The sequence below is a fragment of the Bradyrhizobium sp. SPXBL-02 genome (genome assembly GCF_051853065.1).
Taxonomy (GTDB): Bacteria; Pseudomonadota; Alphaproteobacteria; order Rhizobiales; family Xanthobacteraceae; genus Bradyrhizobium.
The window spans coordinates 1,141,495-1,159,589 of record NZ_CP182474.1 but is presented as its reverse complement, the minus strand read 5'-3'; the positions used below and the strand labels follow the sequence as shown (position 1 = coordinate 1,159,589).

The following is an 18,095-nucleotide window of genomic DNA, read 5'->3' as shown; positions in this document are numbered from 1 at the left end:
GTTAAATCTGTGACCTAACTAACAGAACCCGTGAAATAGCGGGTCGTTAGCCATAGGTGAGATTCGGCGCCCGTCGCAACTTCTGCCTGCAATTGGTTCCATTTCGCGGCAGCGAGGCTCTCCTAGCCGTCGAATCGTAAAATTTTACGCAATTCGCGCGGGTCCGATTCAGCCTGCCACCCGGTTTTGAGACCCCTGCCGGGCGCGTTAAGCAGAACAAAACGGCCCGTCTCGCACTATCTCCGCGAAAGCAACAAAGCCCGGCACGACGAGATCGAGGGGGATCTCGCGAAGCCTGGGAAGGGGATGTCAGATGGAGACCGCTGCTCGCTCGCGCGCCTTTCGCGCAATCCTTGTCATGTGCGGCTTGATCCTGCTCGGCTCGGCCGCCGAGCTTCGCGCCGGCACGCTGCTCTCGCCGGGCGCCGGCGTCCTCGTGCGCAAATCCGCCGAACCGTTTGGCGTGTTCGCCTTCGCCATCTCATCCGGCAGCCTGCAGCAGAAATGGTCCGCGCTGAAGGACAAGCTCGACGACGACATGGTGCAGCTCGCGCTGTGCGACGGCGACCGGGACAATTGCGCTTCACCCGCGGCGCTCGAGCTGCTCGCCATCGTCGATCAGGCCCGCGCCCGCGACGGCCGTGCGCGGCTCGGCGAGATCAACCGCGCCATCAATCTCGCCATCCATGCCGCCAACGACGGCAGCGCCGACCTCTGGAGCTCGCCGCTTGCGACCTTCGCGCGCGGCGCCGGCGATTGCGAGGACTATGCCATCGCCAAGCTGGCCGCGCTGCGGCTGGCGGGAATTGCCTCTGAAGACCTCCGCATGGTCGTGGTGCGCGACGTCAGGGCCGGCGAGGCGCACGCCATTGCCGCAGCAAAGCTCGACGGCCAATGGCTCATGCTCGACAATCGCCGCATGGCGATGATCAGGGACGACGCGACGCGGAGCTATCAGCCGCTGTTCGTGCTCCACCAATCGGCCGTGCTGAAATATGTCGACGAGCCGGTACAGGTCTCGATGGCGGCCGCCGAGGCGCGTTGATCGAATCGGCCTCCTAGCCCGGCTAGAGCGCAGCGAAATCCGGGACTCTTGCCACTCGCACCGCCCCCGGATTACGCTTGCGCACCATGCGGGCTACAGACCTCCCGCTGCTCTTCCGCACAAACCCATTTCACCGCGCAAGACCAGACGCTAGCATGGCGCCTTCCGTGCGGGGGCGACTGGAATGCGATTCATCGTGCTGTCTGTGCTTGCGCTGCTGGCATTGCCGGCGGCGTCCGCGTCGGCGCAATCCGACCGCGCGATCGCCGACAGGCTGCCGCTGTTCTCCAGGAACAACTGCCAGCAGATTCGCGACCCCGGCAATCAATTGTTCTGCGGTGATGCGACCCTTGCCGCCGCCGCCGAGAAGCTGAGCGTCGCGATCGAGGCGCGGCTCGCCCGCCTGCCGGATCGCCTGCCTGGAATCGAGGAGAATGCGATCTGGGTCCGCCAACGCAACCTCAGCTGCGGCATCGTCGGCCAGACCGCGATCCGCCCGGACGAATTCGACCAGGTCAAGGCGTGCCTGCTCAAGGTCACCGAGGAGCGCGCCGCGATCGTTCGCGATCCGGATTTCGACTGCCTTGCGGCCAACACCGCTGCGGGCGCGGTGATCTGCGCCGACCCCACGCTGGCGCTTGCCGAAACCGAGCTCAATGGCCTGGTGCTCGGCCTGATCGGCAAATTGGACCCGACCGCGGCACGCTTTGCCTTCGCCGAATATGGACGGTGGACACGCGAGCGCGACCGCAAATGCAATCTGGTCGGCAAGGAGAACGTGCCGCTGCATGAGCTGGAATCCGCGGAGGACTGTCTCGCCGAACATTTGAAGCGCAAGACCGACGAAATCCGCGCGGCGAAAGGCGATCCCAAGAAGGTGTTCGGCCGGCAGGTCGCGGCCCGATCACCCGACACCGACGCGGTCGATTTCTGCGCCGCGCGGATTCATGCGGCCAATTCCTGCGGCAATTTCCTGCGCATCAACCGCGTCTATGCGCTCGACAGCCAGGTGAGCGACCAGGAGGCGCAGGTCACCGGCGAAATCGAGATGGCCGTGCTGGCCCCCTTCACCGTGTGCAGCAAGATCGCCTCCATCTGCACCGGCACCTGCTGGGACCCCACGACGGGTCGTCCGCAGCCGGGAGCCGGCAACAAGGAGCGCGCCGCAGACGCCTTCAACGTCACGCGCCGGCTGAGAATTCAGCGAACCTTCGCCTTCGTCAAAGCCGACGATGGCTGGCGCTGCCGGGAAGACGAGCTCGCCCCGGTGAGCTCGGGCACCGCAGGCGGGGGATCGTAGGGGCTATCTTCCTTCTCCCTCTCCCCGTTCTTACGGGGAGAGGGTTGGGGTGAGGGGCTGCCTCCGCGATCACGGTGAGAACTGGACTCGCGGAGAGTCCCCCTCACCCGCATCGCATCTTGGATGCGCTGCGGCCTCTCCCCGCGAGCGGGGAGAGGCAAGAGATCAAAACATCAGATTGTCCTTCACCAGCACCCAGCGGCCGTTCTTGACCTGTTGGACCTGGGTGACGGTGGTCGCGAGATGGTTGGTCTTCGAGAACACCGTCGGCGGCGAATTGAAGATGTCCTGGAACTTGTCGCCGGACTCCAGCGCGTCGAGCATCTTCTGGCCAGTCAGATCCTTGCCAGCCTTGTTGGCATAATGCGCGAACGTCATCACTGCATTGTAGCCGATGATGGCCTGGGTGTTGGCGTCGGCGCCAAACATCTTCTTGTAGTTGACGAGCCAGTCCTTCACCTTTCCCTTTGCGGTGTCTTCATAGGGAATTTCGAAGTTCGAAGCAGCATACAAGCCTTCCACCGTTTCCTTGCCGAGCGCCGGCACCTCGAGCACGTTGACGGGCGTGGCGCCGAGGAAGGTGACGTCCCAACCGAGCTTCTTCGCTTCACTCATCGTGCCGATCGGCTCACGGAGCACCGCGCCGAGCACGACGAGGTCACAGCCGTCGGACTTCATCTTGGCGACTTGCGCCGAGAAGTCGGAGGCGCCGCGCTTGTAGCTCGTGATCGAGGCCGGCTGCACCTTCATGGCGGCGAGCTGCTGGTTAAAACCATCGAGCACGTTTTTTCCGTACTCGTCGTCCTGATGCATGATGCAGGGCTTCTTGAAATTCTTTGCCTCAATCATGTATTTGAGCGCCGCGCGCGTGCTCTCGACGTAAGGAAGCAGGTTGTTGAACTTCAGCCGCTCCTGCGGCTTGGCGGGATCGAACTTGAAGGTGAACTCGGCCGCCGTCAGCGGGAAGAGCTGCATGACCCCGGCGTCGAGCAGGATATCCTGCGCGGCGAGCACGGTGGGCGATCCCATCGGTCCCACCATCGCGAAGATCTTGTCGCGCTCGATCAGCTTCTGCGAAGCCAGCACGGCCTTCTTCGGATCGTAGCCGCTGTCCTCGACCACCAGGCGGATCTTGCGGCCGTTGATGCCGCCGGCGGCGTTGACCTCCTCGACGGCCATCTTCATGCCGTTGGAGACCGGCACGCCCCAGCCCTTGATCGGACCCGACAGGTCCTGATGGGTGCCGATGACGATCTCGGTTGCCGAAATGCCTTCATTGGTGATCTTGGTTTGCGCGACGGCCGGCAGACAAGTGAGCGCGATAGCGCCCATAGCAAGGCCGAACGCGTGGAACGACTTCGACATTGAGGTCTCCTCTCCTTTTGGGCCCGTATTGTGCGAAGGGCGGGGCCATCCCTCCCTCGCTTTTTCGCTAGGTATTCACGCCACCGCACGCTCGCGATACATCGCCTCGATCTCGGCGGCGTAGCGCTTGTTCACGAAGCCGCGCTTCAGCTTCATGGTCGGCGTCAGCTCCTCGTCCTCGGGGGTGAGCTGGCGCTCGATCAGGTAGAACCTCTTGATGGTCTCGACGCGGGCAAAATTGCCGTTGACCTGTTCGATCTCGCGCCCGATCAGGTCCTGGATCTCCCTCGCCCGGCACAGGCTGGCATAATTGGTGAAGGGGATGTCGTGATCCTGGGCGAACTTCTCGACGTTCTCCTGGTCGATCATCACGAGGCAGGTGAGATAGGGCCGCTTGTCGCCGATCACGACGGCGTCCGAGATGTAGGGCGAAAACTTGAGCTGGTTCTCGATCTCGGACGGCGTGATGTTCTTGCCGCCGGCGGTGATGATGATGTCCTTCATCCGGTCGGTGATGCGGACGAAGCCCTCGTTGTCGATGGTGCCGACGTCGCCGGTGTGCAGCCAGCCGCGGGGATCGATCGTCTCCGCGGTTTTCTCCGGCTGGTTCAGGTAGCCCATGAACAGGAAGTCGCCCTTGATCAGGATCTCGCCGTCGGGCGACAGCGCGACCTCGCCCCAGGGCACGGCGGTGCCGACCGAGCCGAGCTTGATCCTGTCCGCGGGCATCATGGTGGCGACCCCGCAATTCTCGGTCTGGCCGTAGACCTCGTGCATGTCGATGCCGAGTGCCAGATACCAGCGGATCAGCTCCGGCGCGATCGGCGCTGCGCCGGTGAATGCGATGCGGCAGCGGTCGAGCCCAATCATGCGGCGGATGTTGCGGAACGCGACCACATAGGCGATGCGGTTGGCGATGCGCAGCGACAGCGGCGGCGCCCTGCCCTCGAGCCGGCAATCGACCATGCGGTAGCCGATGCCAATGGCGCGGCGATAGACCCATTGCTGCAGCGGCGTCGCATCCTTCAGCGCGATGGTGATGGCGGAATAGAATTTTTCCCAGACGCGCGGCACCGCCAGAAAGGCGGTGGGCTGCACCTCGCGCAGATTGTCCGGCACGGTTTCCGGGCTTTCGGCAAAATTCATCACGGAGCCGAGCGCGACCGAGATGTAATAGCCGCCGACGCGCTCGGCAACATGGCACAGCGGCAGGAACACCAGGCGATCCTCGTCCTCCCGCGCCGGGATGAAGTCGTTGGCATGCCGCATCTGGTGGGTCACGCTGCGATTGGCGTGCATCGCGCCCTTGGGCGGACCGGTGGTGCCGGACGTATAGACGAGGATCGCGAGATCGCCGGCGACACGGCTGTCGATCATCTCCTGCCACAACGCCTCGCGGCCGACCATGTGGTTGCGGCCAAGCGCGCGAAACTCGTCGAGCGACATCACCATGTCGTCGGAGAAGCCGCTGAGGCCCTCCATGTCGAACACGATGATCCTCTGCAAGCTCGGGCAGCGCGCGCGGCAGGTGAGAATCTTGTCGAGCTGCTCCTCGTCCTCGGCGAAGATCACCCGGGTCGCGGAATCGTTGACGAGATACTCGACCTGGGACGCAGAATCGGTCGGATAAATTCCGGAGGAGACGCCGCCGGCGCACAATATGCCCATGTCGGCGTAGACCCATTCGGGGACGGCATTGGCGATGATGGAGGCGACGTCGCCGGGCATGAAACCGACGGCGCGAAGCGCGTAGGCGATCTCCTTCGAGATCGCGAGCCACTCTCGCCAGCTCGTCGGCTGCCAGATACCGAACTTCTTCTCGCGGATCGCCGGCCTGTCGCCCCGCGTCTCGGCGGCGCGCAAGAAGCTCTTCGCGATCGTATCAGCGACCGTCAGCACCGCCGGTCCGGCCATGCACCTCTCCTCCTTGTCGCCTACCTCCGCTGCCTGCCTTGCCGGCGGTCTTTGCTTAGCGTTGGGCAAGCTCATCTTACTGCCAGCTCGCCCTCACCGCCACGTCTTCTTCTTCTTCCAGCGCCGCTCGCCGCGCGCGCCCGCTTCCTTGGCGCCAAGGTAGAATTCCTGGATGTCCTGGGAATGCATCAAGCGGTCGCAGCTGTCGTTCATCACGATACGGCCGATCTCGAGCACATAGCCGTAATGGGCGGTTTCCAGCGCCACCTTGGCGTTCTGCTCGACCAGCAGGATCGACATGCCCTGCTCCTCGTTGACCCGGCGGATGATGGTGAAGATCTCCTTCACCAGCAGCGGCGACAGGCCGAGCGAGGGCTCGTCGAGCAAGAGCAGCGTCGGCCGGTTCATCAGGGCGCGGCCGATCGCGAGCATCTGCTGCTCGCCGCCGGAGAGCTGGCCGGCCGGCTGGTTGATGCGCTCCTTCAGGCGCGGGAAATAGCCGTAGACACGCTCCAGATCCTCAGCGACGCCGTCCCGGTCCTTGCGCGGATAGGCGCCCATCATCAGGTTCTCGCGCACTGAGAGGAACGGGAACACCTCGCGTCCCTCCGGCACGTGGCTGAGGCCGAGCCGCACGATGCGGTCGGCCTCCATGCGCTGGATCGGCTTGCCCATGAACTCGATCGCACCCTTCTGCGGATCGAGGATGCCGGAGATCGTCTTCAGCACCGTGGTCTTGCCGGCGCCGTTGGCCCCGAGAAGCGTGACGATGCGGCCGCGCGGCACTTCCAGCGAAATGCCGCGGATCGCCATGATCGGCCCGTAATAGCTCTCAATGTTGGAGAGTTTTAAGATGATATCCGGAGTCGCCGCGGCATCCATTGCTTCAGGCTCCCAGATATGCGGCGACGACGTCGGGATGCTGCTGCACTTCAGCGGGCGAGCCCATCGCCAGCACCCTTCCGTAGTTCAGCGCGATGACGCGATCGGAGACGCGGTTGACCAGCGACATGTCGTGCTCGACCATCAGTACGGTGACGCCGAGCTCGCTCTTCATGTCGCGGACCCAGAACGACATGTCGTCGGTCTCCTCGACATTGAGGCCGGAGGACGGCTCGTCGAGCAGGATCAGCTTCGGCTCCGAGCACAGCGCGCGCGCCAGCTCGATCACCTTGCGCACGCCGTAAGGAAGGCCCGAGATCAGCTTGTCGCGATAGGGTTCGAGGTCGAGGAATTCGATGACCTGCTCGACCCTGCGCCGGTGCACCTTCTCGTTGGCCCGCACGCTCGGCAGAAACAAGAGTTCCTGCCAGAGCTGCGTGGTCGAATGGCGGTGGCGGCCGACCAAAAGATTCGACAGCACGGTCGCATTCTCGAACAGCTCGATGTTCTGGAAGGTGCGGGCGATGCCGAGCTTGGCAATGTCGTAGGGAGGCTGCTCCGTGATGTCCTGGTCCTCGAAGAAGATGCGGCCCGAGGTCGGCCGGTAGATCCGCGAGATCAGGTTGAAGATCGAGCTCTTGCCGGCGCCGTTGGGCCCGATGATCGAGAGAATCTCGCCCTTCTCGACCGCGAACGACACCGCATCGACCGCCTTGAGGCCGCCGAAATGCAGCGACAGGTTCTCGGCGCGGAAATAGCTCATCGATTGCGCTCCGACTTCACATAGATCTTATGCCGCTTGAAGGTGGCGCGCTTGTAGAGCGGAAACAGCTGGAAGAAGAGCTTGATCTTGAGCCAGCGGCCGTAGAGGCCGAGCGGCTCGAACAGCACGAATAGCACGATGATGACGCCGTAGATCGCGCCCTTCAGGCCGTTGAGCGAGGCGAAGGCCGCGACCTTCGCCTGGATGTTGCCCGCCGTCGCCGTGCCCGCTCCGAATGTCGCGGCAATGCCGGCGATGATGCCGGGCATGTCGTCCTTCAGATAGGTCAGGAACGGATCGATCATCACGATGAAGATCGCTCCCAGCACGGCGCCGTGCAGGCTGAAGGTGCCGCCGATCAGGATCACGATGATGAACTCGATCGAGAGCTGCAGCGTGAACATTTCCGGCGAGATGAAGGAGAGCTTGTGCGCGAACAGCACGCCGGCAAAGCCGGTGATCGCGGCCGAGATCGCGAACGACTTCACCTTGTAGAGCGCAACATTGACGCCCATGCTGCGCGCCGCCGTCTCCGAATCGCGGATCGCGACGAAGGCACGTCCCGTCGGCGAACGCAGCAGATTGAGCGTGCCGACGATGGTCAGCACCAGCACGGCAAGGCAGAGATAATAGAAGGTCGGGCTGTCGCGCGGCACGGCGACGCCGAGCAGCGACAGCGTCTTGACCCGCATGCCCTCGTTGCCGTGGGTGACGCTCTCCCACCGCGCCAGGATCTCCTCCACGATCAGGGCAAAGGAGATGGTGGCGATGACGAGATAGATGCCGGTGAGGCGTAGCGCAGGAAAGCCGACCATCGCGCCGATGATGCCGGTCAGGAGCCCGGCGGCGAGGAAATAGACCGGGAACGGCACATTGTACTTCTGCAAGTAGGCCGCGGTGTAGGCCCCGATGGCGAGGAAGGCGGCATGGCCGAGCGAGGCCTGGCCGGTGAAGCCGGTCAGGATCAACAGCGCCACGCCGACGGTCGCATAGATGCAGACGAAGACCAGCTGGCTCATAAGATAGCTGGAGAGCACGTAAGGCGCGATCAGCAGCAGCGCGAGCAGGACGCCGTAAGTGGCGACGTAGCCCGAATGCGGGAACAGCTTGATGTCGTCCTCGTAGTCGGTCTTGAACAGGAAGCGCATGGCGTTCAGACCTTCTTGCGGACGTGCAGGCCGAACAGGCCCTCGGGCTTCAGCAGCAGCACGGCGAGCAGCACGATGTAGGGCGCAACGTCCTTCCAGCCCTCGGGCAGGTAAAAGCCGGCCATGCTCTCGATCACGCCGATCAGAACGCCGCCGACCACGGCGCCCGGGATCGAGCCGAAACCGCCGAGCACCGCGGCGGGAAACGCCTTCAGACCGAGCACGAGGCCGACATTGGAATGGATGAAGGTGATCGGCGCCAGCAGCACGCCGGCACAGGTCGCGACCGCCGCGCTGATCGCCCAGACGACCGAAACCACGCGCTTGACCGGAATGCCCATGTAATAGGCTGCCAGCATGTTCTCGGAGCTGGCGCGCATCGCTGTGCCGAGCGTGGTCTTGTTGAAGAACAGCCAGAGCAGCGTGCACAGGATCATCGTCGCCGCGATCACCGAGAGCTTGTCGTAGGCGAGCACCAGCGAACCCATGCGCAGCACGCCCTGGCTGAATGGCGTCTCGATCTTCAGGTCGTCGGTGCCCCAGATCATGCCGGCGATCGAGCGCAGGAAATAACCGAGGCCGATCGTGGCCATGATGATGGAGAATTGCGGATAGCCGAGGATCGGCCGCACCACCACGCGCTCGGCCAGCATGCCGAACAGCGCCATCGCCGCCACCGCACCGGCAAAGCCGATCCAGTAGTTCAGGCCCATCATGCCGATGAAGGTGAAGGCGAAGAAGCCGCCCAGCATCATCAGGTCGCCCTGGGCGAAATTGACGACCTCGGTGGCCTTGTAGACGAGCACGAAGCCGAGCGCGATCAGGCCGTAGACGCAGCCGAGCGCAACACCGCTGACCAGCTGCTGAACGAAATCCAGCATTGACGCGCGTCCTCCCGATGCATCCGGCGGTTCTTTTGGCCGCCTTGCCGCATCTTGTGTCCAGTCGCTACGCAGTCGTTTCGCCGCGTTCGCGCCATTTGTCCGGAATCAATTCAGCCTGAACGCCCGCGCGCTGTCAACAAACGGTGACTTGTCGGGATGCCTTGTCTTTAGTCCAATCCGGTTGACGGAATTTGCGGCAGTGCGATTCACGGTGCCGAAATATCTTCGGGTCATGGTCGCGGGCGATGCAAACCGGATGGTATGGCCGTCATGAAGCCGGACAACTCGGCGCTGGAAGTGGTGGGGTTAACGAAGCGTTTTGACCGTCTGGCGGTCGACAGCCTCGATCTCACCATCCACGCCGGCGAATTCTACGCGCTGGTCGGCCCCAACGGTGCCGGCAAGACCACCACCCTGCGCATGGTTGCGGGCCTGCTCAGGCCCGATGCCGGCGCCGTCTCCATCTTCGGCATCGATGCGCTCCAGGATCCCGTCGCCGCCAAGCAGGTGATGGCGTGGGTCTCCGATGAGCCCATGATCTACGACAAGCTCACCCCGCTCGAATATCTCGAATTCGTCGCCGGCCTCTGGGGCATCGCGCCGTCGATCGCGCAACCGGTCGCCGAGGACCTGCTCGATTCGCTCGGGCTGGAGGCGCACCGGCACGAGCGCTGCGAGGGCTTTTCCAAGGGCATGCGCCAGAAGGTCGCTCTCGCAGGGGCGCTGGTGCACGACCCCCGCCTCATCATCCTCGATGAACCCTTGACCGGGCTCGATGCCGTCTCCGCTCGCCATGTGAAGGGCCTGCTCAGCGCGCGTGTCCGCGCCGGCTGCACGGTCATCATGACCACGCATATCCTCGAGGTCGCCGAGCGCATGGCCGACCGGATCGGCGTGATCGCCTCCGGCCGCCTGGTCGCCGAAGGCACGCTTACCGAGCTGCGCCAGCAGAACGGCCATGCCGACACCAGCCTGGAAGATCTCTTCATCGCGCTGGTGACGCTTCAGGAAGCGGCATGAGCTCGGCCACCGCGCTGTCCTGGTTTGCCCGCCACGAGCTGCGGCTCGCCTGGCGCGAATGGCTCGCCATGATGACGGGCGGGCGGCGCAAACGGGCGCGCGCGGCAATGATCGGCCTCGTCTGCTTCGCCGCGCTGCTGCACCTGCCGGCCTGGGCGGTGATCGGCCGTTTCGCCGACCTGCAGCTGCCGCTCGACAAATCCTCGCTGATCGTGATTTCGGCCACGATCTTTCTCGCCTGGACCTTGATGCTGTCGCAGGCGATCGAATCGGTGACACGGGTATTTTACGCCCGCGCCGATCTCGACCTGATCATGTCCTCGCCGGCGCGGCTCGCCAATCTGTTCTCGGTCCGCATCGCCGCGATTGCGCTGACCGTCACCGTGCTCGCGCTGCTGTTCTCGACACCCTTCATCGACGTGCTGGTGATCGGCGGCGGCGCGCGCTGGCTCGCGGCCTTCGGCGTCGTCATTGCGATGGGCCTGTCGGCCGCGGCGATCGCGATCGCCGTCACCATTCTCCTGTTCCGGCTGATCGGCCCGGCGCGGACGCGCCTGATCGCCCAAATCCTCGCAGCGATCATCGGCGCGGGCTTCGTGATCGCGCTTCAGGTCGCGGCGATCATGTCCTACGGCACGCTTTCGCGCTTCACCATCCTGACCTCAGGCAGCGTTGCCGCCTACGCCCCCCACGTCGACAGCATCTGGTGGTGGCCGGCGCGGGCAGCGATGGGCGACAACGAGGCGCTGTCGCTGATTCTCGCGCTCGCGCTCGTGATGCTCGGCAGCGTGATGGCGATCTTCTCGCACCGCTTTGCCGACACGGCGATCGATGCGGCGGCCTACGCCACGTCGGGCCGCGTCCATACCGAGGAGCGCGCGTTCCGCGGCGGATCGCGCCAGCAGGCGCTGCGCCGCAAGGAATTCATGCTGCTGTGGCGCGATCCATGGCTGATCTCGCAGACCTTGATGCAGCTGCTCTATCTTGTGCCGCCGGCGCTTCTGCTCTGGCGCAACTTTGCCGACAGTTCGGCGGCGCTGACGCTGATCACACCTGTCATCGTGATGGCGGCCGGACAGCTCGCCGGCGGGCTCGCCTGGCTGACGATCTCGGGCGAGGACGCCCCCGACCTGGTCGCGACCGCGCCCTTGATGCCGTCCGCCGTCATTCGCGCCAAGATCGAGGTGGTGCTGATCGCGATCGCCGTGATCTTCGGTCCGCTGCTGGCGGCACTGGCCTTTGCCTCGCCATTCCAGGCCGCGGTCAGTGCCGGCGCGATCATCGTCAGCGCGGCCTCGGCGACCGCGATCCAGCTCTGGTTCCGGGTGCAGGCAAGGCGCAGCCAATTCCGCCGCCGGCAGACCTCATCGCGGCTCGCGACCTTCGCCGAGGCCTTCTCCTCGATCGGCTGGGCAGCCAGCGCCGCACTGCTGCTCGCCCTGCCGCTCGCCGGCCTCATCAGCGGCCTGATCACCGCAAGCCTCGTTGCCATCACTTGGAAGTTCAGCCCGCGCCGGGAGTGAGCGGCGCCCCTTGAAAGTAAGGAGAAATTCCCTTACTTATCGAAGGATCTCAAGGATTGAGGAATCCCATGAGCACGCTCACCGTCACGGCGAAGGGGCAGGTTACGCTCCGGAAAGACCTTTTGGAGCACCTTGGTGTGCATCCCGGCGACAAGATTTCGATAGAAAAGCTCCCTGGGGGTCGAGTTGAGGTGAGGGCAGTTCGGCCCACCGGAAAGATTTCGGATGCGTTCGGCTTCCTGAAAGGGAAAACGAACGGTCGATCGCTTTCGATCGAAGAGATGAACGAGATCATAGCTGACGGCTGGTCCGGCAAGCGATGAAGATCACACCAGACACCAATGTCCTGGTACGGGTTCTGGTCGGGGATAATGCCGAACAGAGCAAAGCAGCCGAAGCCGTTCTCAAAAAGGCAGACGTAGTAGCCATCTCGATCTCGGCACTGTGCGAGTTGGCCTGGGTCCTCTCGCGAGGCTACAAAACTTCCGCTGTGAATATCGCGGCGTCTATCCGGCACTTCATCAGCGCCTCCAATGTGGTCGTCAACCGTCCCCTGGCTGAGGCTGGGTTGGCACTCCTCGAAGCTGGCGGCGATTTTGCCGATGGGATCATTGCTCATGAAGGCTATTGGCTTGGGGCCGAGACCTTCATTTCATTCGATAAGAAGGCCGTAAAGCTGGTAGAGGCAAGCGGCGGATTGGCGCGGCTGCCGTAGCGGCGCATGACGTCGCGCAAATTCGACGATACACTCTCGCCGAATGCGCAACGGGTGATCGCGTTATGCCTCGACTGGTCCTGACGATCTTTGCCTTCTTCGGCTTGCTCCTCTCGCCTGCCCTCGCCCAGCAGCCACAGCGCAGCGAATGTCTGGCGATGGCCCATGCTGCTCCGCGGGCCATGCCGGTCGCGTTCCGGCCGGCCGCCGGCTCTGCCGAGGTCGAGATCACCTATGCGGGCCATTCCACCTACTACATCGACACGCCCGGCGGCTTGCGCATCGCCACCGATTATAGCGGCGCCTATCAGGTCGGACGGCTGCCCGACGTCGTCACCATGAACCGGGCGCACAGCACCCACTACTCCTTATACCCGGACAAGCGCATTCCCCACGTGCTGCATGGCTGGAGCGACGACGGCAAGCCGGCCATCGTGTCGCAGCGCATCGGCGATACCTTTGTCCGCAACGTCACGACCGACATCCGCCGCTATTACGGCGACGATGTCGGCGCGGACATGATCCGCGACGGCAATTCCATCTTCATCTTCGAGGCGGCCGGCCTCTGCATCGGCCATCTCGGCCATCTCCACCACAAGCTCGACGACAGCCATTTCGCCCAGATCGGACGGCTCGACATCGTGATGGTGCCGATTGACGGCACTTACACCATGTCGCTCGAAGGGATCTCGGACATCACCAAGCGCTTGCGCGCCTCGGTGGTGCTGCCGATGCACCGCTTCGCCACCCCGCTCGACGACTTCATGCGCCGGATCGGCCAGCAGTTCGAGATCGACCGGCGCATCGAGCGCTCGTTCCGGATGTCGCGGGATACGCTGCCGACGAAGCCGACGGTGATCATCCTCGACGGGGTCTGAAGCGCAATTTTCTCCAAGCCGGCCGTTGGCGGGTCATGCTGATCTCCCTGCAACAGGAGAGCGATATGACCGACTTTGCGCGACTATTGCACGCGAACGGACCCAACCCCGAGCACGCCGCGGCGCTCCAGCTCTACGGCCGCTTCGTCGGCGACTGGGACGCCGAGATCACCGCCTTCGGGCCGGACGGAACGAGCCACACCGCGCCGGGCGAGATCCATTTCGGCTGGGTGCTCGAAGGCCGCGCGGTGCAGGACGTCTGGATCATTCCCCGGCCGGCGGGCGGCGCGGCCTTTCCGATCGCCGGCAATTGGTATGGCACGACACTGCGCGTTTACGATCCGGGTATCGATGCGTGGCGGATTTCCTGGTTCGATCCGGGCCGCCGCGTGTTCAGGCAACAGATAGGCCGTCCCCGTGGCGACGACATCGTGCAGGAAGGCACGACCGAAGCCGGCGACCTGACGCGCTGGAGCTTTACGGAGATCACCGGCGACTCCTTCCTTTGGCGTGGGGAGGTCAAGCCAGCCACGGCAGCGGAATGGCGGTTGATGGTCGAGGTCAGAGCAAGACGGCGCAAGGCCTAAGGCAAACAGATATTGATTGGATCGATCGGGCGGCAAACAACCTCTCCGGCTGGCGGGCCCCGCAAGCGGGAGGGAGCGCACCTCCTCCGCCGCCGCCATGGTGCTCTGAACAACGCGCGCTGCTGTGCGTCAGAATGAGGTGCTAAGCTCCGGGTACAAAAAATCAGGGAGCGAAGGCCGATGGCAGCAAGCGGTGTGCCCGCCAACACGAGCGGGCTGTTCGTCGATCCGCGCGAGGACTGGCTCGCGCTGCATCGGGAGGAGATCATCGATCCCTTGCGGCCGATCGTCGATCCCCATCACCATCTGTGGAATCGCGGGCACCGCTATCTGATCGAGGAGATGGCCGCCGATATCGCCTCCGGTCACAACGTCATCGCCACCGTCTATGTCGACTGCCGTTCGATGTATCGCGCGCATGGGCCGGAAGCATTCCGCCCCGTGGGCGAGGTCGAGTTCGCCAACGGCGTCGCCGCCATGAGTGCGAGCGGTGGCTACGGCAAGGCCGCGATCTGCGCCGGCATCGTCAGCCACGCCAATCTGCTGCTCGGCGACGCCGCAAAGGGCGTGCTGGAAGCCGAGATCGCCGCCGGCAACGGCCGCTTTCGCGGCATCCGGCATTCCTCGGCCTGGGACGAAGATCCTGTCGTCGCCGGCATGTATGCGAACAGGCCGAAGGGATTGTTGCAGGACCCGACCTTCCGCAAAGGCTTTGCCTGCCTCGCGCCCCTCAAACTCAGCATCGATGCCTGGCTGTTCCATCCGCAGATCGGCGAGCTCACAGCGCTGGCGCACGCCTTCCCCGACACCAGGATCGTGCTCGACCATTGCGGCGGCCCGGTCGGAACCGGCCGCTTCGCAGGGCGGCGCGAGGAGGTGTTTGCGCAATGGCGCGCCTCGATCCGGGAGATCGCGAGATGCGAGAACGTGGTGGTGAAGCTCGGTGGTCTCGCGATGTGCCTGCTTGGTTACGACTTCCATTTGCGCGAGAGGCCGCCGACATCCGAGCAGCTTGCCACGGCCTGGCGGCCCTATGTCGAGACGTGCATCGAGGCGTTCGGCCCGAAGCGCGCGATGTTCGAAAGCAATTTCCCCCCGGACAAGGGCCAGTGCAGCTACCAGGTGATCTTCAACGCCTTCAAGCGTATCACCTCAAAGCTGAGCGAGGCCGAAAAGACGGCGTTGTTCTCGCAGACCGCGATCGACGTCTACCGGCTCGAGCTGCCGTCATGACGAAAAGAGGGGCCGGGACATTGATCCCGACCCCTCTTCGTCGTGGCCGCTGGGAAGCGTCCTTGAAACGCGCTTGCGAGCTCTAGCCGGCGCCCATCAACGAGGCCGGGCGGCGCTCGCCGGTGGGGGTGAAGATCTTCTTCAGCTTGTTGACGACGCGGATCAGGAAACCGATCATCACCGGATTGGTCTTGCGGCAGAAGGCGATCTTCTTGACGTGGCCTTCGACATGCCATTTGGCATGCGCGCCGTCGCGGAAGAAAATGACGTCGCCGGGGCCGTAGCGCTTGGGCGGCATGCCGTCGCTTTCGAGCACGATCGATCCTTCCATGATCATGATCGTCTCGTCGATGTCGTAGTACCAGTTGAAGCGGCCTTCGGTGCAATGCCAGATGATCGTCTGCGCGGTGCCGTCGGCGCTGGTCGACAGGACGCGAGAGCGGGATACCGGATTTCCCTCGATGATCCAGGACGGCTCGATCGGCCGCAGCTCGAGGTCGACATTGCAACTACCAATTTCAATCAATGCGCGCGACATCTGCTTCCCCAGGAGATATAATATGAATGACCGGGTCTCGGCCCGGATTGCTTTCGAAAGAAGCTGGGACGCTAGTTGCCGGTTTTTAATTCTTTCTTACGCGGGGCTCGACAATCAGCCCTGAGTTGCGGCTGCGAAACGGTTAACGTCACGATTTCCTCTGCGAATTCGCACACATGAACCGATCCTGTCCGGGGTGCGACAAAGTGCGCAAAGTATTGGAAGGAGCCGCACCGATGCCCCTCACGCCCGAGATTCTGACAGCCAACAGCGAGGTCGTCGCCAGGCTCCGCAGTCTCGATGTCTCCTTCGCGCCGGACGAGGAGCCCTGGTTCACCATCGACGGCGTCGAAGGCCCACGGCACGTCGGCAGTGACGGCTCCGGCAGCGCGTTCGTGCTGCTGCCGTCGCAGACTGTGCTCTATGTGTCATCGGAGGGCCGCGCAGGCATCATCGCGGAGAGCTTTGAAGCATTCATCCAGCTCGTCCTCGTCCGCCCCTACTGGCGCGACATCCTCAAATTCTCCGGGGGCGGCGACCTTGCCGAAATGCGGCGCGCGGCGGATGCGCTGGAGGCGACGCTCGACGATGAGGACGAGGTCAACGTGGCCCGCGAAGACATCCGCGGCGCGCTCGCGCTGCCGGGGGCGGATGATCCGGTCGGCGCGCTCTACGAGGCGGTGGCGGCGTCCGACGCGATCGTGCGGGCCACCGACGGCTGCCCGTTCACGACACTGTTCAACCGCTTCAGCATCGACAACAACCCCACCCTGCGCAACGCGGCGGCGTGAGAGCGCGCTTCACGTGAGTCTCCTGAAGTCTATAGGCCGATCCTTACCTCTCCCCAGCGGGGAGAGGTCGGATTGCGCAGCAATCCGGGTGAGGGGCCGCGGCGTTCGGTGAGACCGTAACCCCTCACCCGGATCGCATCTATCGATGCGATCCGACCTCTCCCTACGGGAGAGGTGAAGGCTACTTCGCCCATTCGCCCTTGCGGAAGACGGGCACCTTGCTGCCATCGGCCAAGATGCCGTCGATGTCGGTCTCGGCCGAGCCGATCATCCAGTCGATATGGATCAGGCTCTGGTTGCCGCCTTGCGCCGCGATCTGCTGCGGCGTGAGCTGGGCGCCGTTGACGAAGCATTTCGAATAGCACTGGCCGAGCGCGATATGCGAGGCCGCGTTCTCGTCGAACAGCGTGTTGTAGAACAACAGCCCGCTCTGCGAGATCGGCGAGGAATGCGGCACCAAGGCCACTTCGCCGAGGCGCCGCGCGCCCTCGTCGGTATCGAGCACCTTGTTCAGCACCTCGGCGCCGCGCGAGGCCTTGGCGTCGACGATCTTGCCGTCCTCGAACCGCACCGCGATGTTGTCGATCAGCGTGCCCTGGTAGGACAGCGGCTTCGAGCTCACGACATGGCCGTAGACGCGGCGGCAATGCGGCGTGGTGAAGACCTCTTCGGTCGGGATATTGGCGTTGCAGCTGATTCCGTTCTTGGAGAGCGAGGCGCCGCCTTCCCATTCGTGTCCGTCGGCAAGGCCAATGGTGAGATCGGTGCCGGGACCCGAGTACTGAAGCGCGCGGAAGCGCTGGCCGTTGAGCCAGTTGGTGCGCTCGCGCAGCACCGCATTGTGGCTCTCCCAATTGCTGATCGCGTCCTCGCGATCGACCCGGGACGCTGCGAAGATCGCATCCGCGAGCTTGCCGATGGCGATATCTTCCGGATCGTTCGGGAACACCTGCTTGGCCCAGGACGGACTCGGATAGGCAATGATGTTCCAGTTGGTGTCGAAATTGACGATCTTTTCCAGCGCGGGCTGGTAGGCCATTGAATTGGCCTTGCTGGCGCGCGCGACCTTGGAAGGATCTTCGCCCGACAGCAACATCGGGTTGTCGCCGACGATGGCGAGCCGTGCGGTGTTGTCCGAGAACGCCTTGGCCATGCCCTCGTAGAGCCAGCTGGCGGCACGATCGAAACTGTTGTCGTGGCCATGACGGTAGCGCGCCAGCGTCATCTCCTCGTCCGACAGGATCGGCGTCACCAGGCCGGCGCCGGCCTTGTAGGCATGCACGGCGATCCGCCGCACCAGCGGCAGCGCGATTGCGGGCGCCGTCAGAAGCAGATCCTGTCCCGGCCGCAAGCCCAGGCCCACCTTCACCGCCACCTCGGCCAACCGGTCGAGCTTCGCGGGATCGATGGGAGTGGAAGTATTGCGTTGGTCAGTCATACCGGGCCCTCTGCCGAAAGTCGCTCACTCAATTTAAACCTAGCACCGCGAGACACAAGTATGCGAGCGTC

18 protein-coding genes are annotated in these 18,095 nt (G+C 63.9%); 10 read left to right on the top strand and 8 right to left on the bottom strand.

Annotation, left to right across the window (positions count from 1 at the left end; genetic code table 11):
• Nucleotides 1-313 precede the first annotated feature (313 nt).
• Together ACNJYD_RS05450 and ACNJYD_RS05445 are read left to right on the top strand one after the other, a co-directional pair.
• Nucleotides 314-1,045: a transglutaminase-like cysteine peptidase gene (locus ACNJYD_RS05450; RefSeq protein WP_439365617.1), complete on the top strand. Its 732-nt coding sequence runs from the start codon at nucleotides 314-316 to the stop codon at nucleotides 1,043-1,045.
• A 184-nt stretch (nucleotides 1,046-1,229) separates the two neighbouring features.
• On the top strand, nucleotides 1,230-2,345 hold the full coding sequence (locus ACNJYD_RS05445; protein ID WP_439365616.1) for a lysozyme inhibitor LprI family protein: 1,116 nt from the start codon (nucleotides 1,230-1,232) through the stop codon (nucleotides 2,343-2,345).
• 165 nt (nucleotides 2,346-2,510) lie between these two features.
• Here the strand turns inward: ACNJYD_RS05445 and ACNJYD_RS05440 are convergent, their stop codons facing one another.
• From ACNJYD_RS05440 to ACNJYD_RS05415, 6 genes are all read right to left on the bottom strand, one after another.
• The gene (locus tag ACNJYD_RS05440) at nucleotides 2,511-3,710 is read right to left on the bottom strand and encodes an ABC transporter substrate-binding protein (RefSeq protein ID WP_172785073.1); all 1,200 of its coding nucleotides are present in this window, start codon (nucleotides 3,708-3,710) and stop codon (nucleotides 2,511-2,513) included.
• Between the two features lie 75 nt (nucleotides 3,711-3,785).
• Nucleotides 3,786-5,624 (bottom strand): AMP-dependent synthetase/ligase, encoded by a 1,839-nt coding sequence (locus ACNJYD_RS05435; protein ID WP_439365615.1) that lies wholly within the window; start codon nucleotides 5,622-5,624, stop codon nucleotides 3,786-3,788.
• Between the two features lie 93 nt (nucleotides 5,625-5,717).
• Complete coding sequence (locus ACNJYD_RS05430) at nucleotides 5,718-6,506, bottom strand: ABC transporter ATP-binding protein (RefSeq protein ID WP_212254049.1); 789 nt, start codon at nucleotides 6,504-6,506, stop codon at nucleotides 5,718-5,720.
• 4 nt (nucleotides 6,507-6,510) lie between these two features.
• Nucleotides 6,511-7,269 (bottom strand): ABC transporter ATP-binding protein, encoded by a 759-nt coding sequence (locus tag ACNJYD_RS05425; RefSeq protein WP_439365614.1) that lies wholly within the window; start codon nucleotides 7,267-7,269, stop codon nucleotides 6,511-6,513.
• Entirely contained in the window at nucleotides 7,266-8,417 is a 1,152-nt protein-coding gene (locus ACNJYD_RS05420) for a branched-chain amino acid ABC transporter permease (RefSeq protein WP_439365613.1), read from the bottom strand. The genes ACNJYD_RS05425 and ACNJYD_RS05420 overlap by 4 nt, the downstream gene beginning before the upstream one ends.
• A gap of 5 nt (nucleotides 8,418-8,422) precedes the next feature.
• Nucleotides 8,423-9,298, bottom strand: coding sequence for a branched-chain amino acid ABC transporter permease (locus ACNJYD_RS05415; RefSeq protein WP_172785078.1), 876 nt, complete (start codon nucleotides 9,296-9,298; stop codon nucleotides 8,423-8,425).
• 273 nt (nucleotides 9,299-9,571) lie between these two features.
• On the opposite strand from ACNJYD_RS05415, the gene ACNJYD_RS05410 reads away from it, so the two are divergent.
• The 7 genes from ACNJYD_RS05410 to ACNJYD_RS05380 all read left to right on the top strand — a co-directional run bounded on the left by ACNJYD_RS05410 (nucleotide 9,572) and on the right by ACNJYD_RS05380 (nucleotide 15,257).
• Nucleotides 9,572-10,321, top strand: a complete 750-nt coding sequence (locus ACNJYD_RS05410; RefSeq protein WP_172785079.1) for an ABC transporter ATP-binding protein — start codon at nucleotides 9,572-9,574, stop codon at nucleotides 10,319-10,321.
• Complete coding sequence (locus ACNJYD_RS05405; RefSeq protein WP_439365612.1) at nucleotides 10,318-11,844, top strand: permease; 1,527 nt, start codon at nucleotides 10,318-10,320, stop codon at nucleotides 11,842-11,844. The genes ACNJYD_RS05410 and ACNJYD_RS05405 overlap by 4 nt, the downstream gene beginning before the upstream one ends.
• Before the next feature lie 68 nt (nucleotides 11,845-11,912).
• Nucleotides 11,913-12,167, top strand: a complete 255-nt coding sequence (locus ACNJYD_RS05400) for an AbrB/MazE/SpoVT family DNA-binding domain-containing protein (protein WP_172785081.1) — start codon at nucleotides 11,913-11,915, stop codon at nucleotides 12,165-12,167.
• Nucleotides 12,164-12,559 (top strand): type II toxin-antitoxin system VapC family toxin, encoded by a 396-nt coding sequence (locus tag ACNJYD_RS05395; protein ID WP_439365611.1) that lies wholly within the window; start codon nucleotides 12,164-12,166, stop codon nucleotides 12,557-12,559. Before ACNJYD_RS05400 ends, ACNJYD_RS05395 begins: the two co-directional genes overlap by 4 nt.
• Before the next feature lie 65 nt (nucleotides 12,560-12,624).
• Nucleotides 12,625-13,437 (top strand): MBL fold metallo-hydrolase, encoded by an 813-nt coding sequence (locus ACNJYD_RS05390; protein WP_172785083.1) that lies wholly within the window; start codon nucleotides 12,625-12,627, stop codon nucleotides 13,435-13,437.
• Nucleotides 13,438-13,502: 65 nt separating this feature from the next.
• Nucleotides 13,503-14,024 carry a hypothetical protein gene (locus ACNJYD_RS05385; protein ID WP_439365610.1) on the top strand — a complete coding sequence of 174 codons (522 nt, stop codon included), beginning with the start codon at nucleotides 13,503-13,505 and terminating at the stop codon, nucleotides 14,022-14,024.
• 180 nt (nucleotides 14,025-14,204) lie between these two features.
• Complete coding sequence (locus tag ACNJYD_RS05380; protein ID WP_439365609.1) at nucleotides 14,205-15,257, top strand: amidohydrolase family protein; 1,053 nt, start codon at nucleotides 14,205-14,207, stop codon at nucleotides 15,255-15,257.
• Nucleotides 15,258-15,339: 82 nt separating this feature from the next.
• Here ACNJYD_RS05380 and ACNJYD_RS05375 read toward each other — a convergent pair whose 3' ends face one another.
• Nucleotides 15,340-15,795 (bottom strand): cupin domain-containing protein, encoded by a 456-nt coding sequence (locus tag ACNJYD_RS05375; RefSeq protein ID WP_172785086.1) that lies wholly within the window; start codon nucleotides 15,793-15,795, stop codon nucleotides 15,340-15,342.
• A 236-nt stretch (nucleotides 15,796-16,031) separates the two neighbouring features.
• Here ACNJYD_RS05375 and ACNJYD_RS05370 point away from each other — a divergent pair, with 236 nt between their 5' ends.
• Entirely contained in the window at nucleotides 16,032-16,586 is a 555-nt protein-coding gene (locus ACNJYD_RS05370) for a hypothetical protein (protein ID WP_212254043.1), read from the top strand.
• Nucleotides 16,587-16,767: 181 nt separating this feature from the next.
• Here the strand turns inward: ACNJYD_RS05370 and ACNJYD_RS05365 are convergent, their stop codons facing one another.
• Complete coding sequence (locus tag ACNJYD_RS05365) at nucleotides 16,768-18,024, bottom strand: aminopeptidase (protein ID WP_439365608.1); 1,257 nt, start codon at nucleotides 18,022-18,024, stop codon at nucleotides 16,768-16,770.
• Between the last annotated feature and the right edge of the window lie 71 nt (nucleotides 18,025-18,095).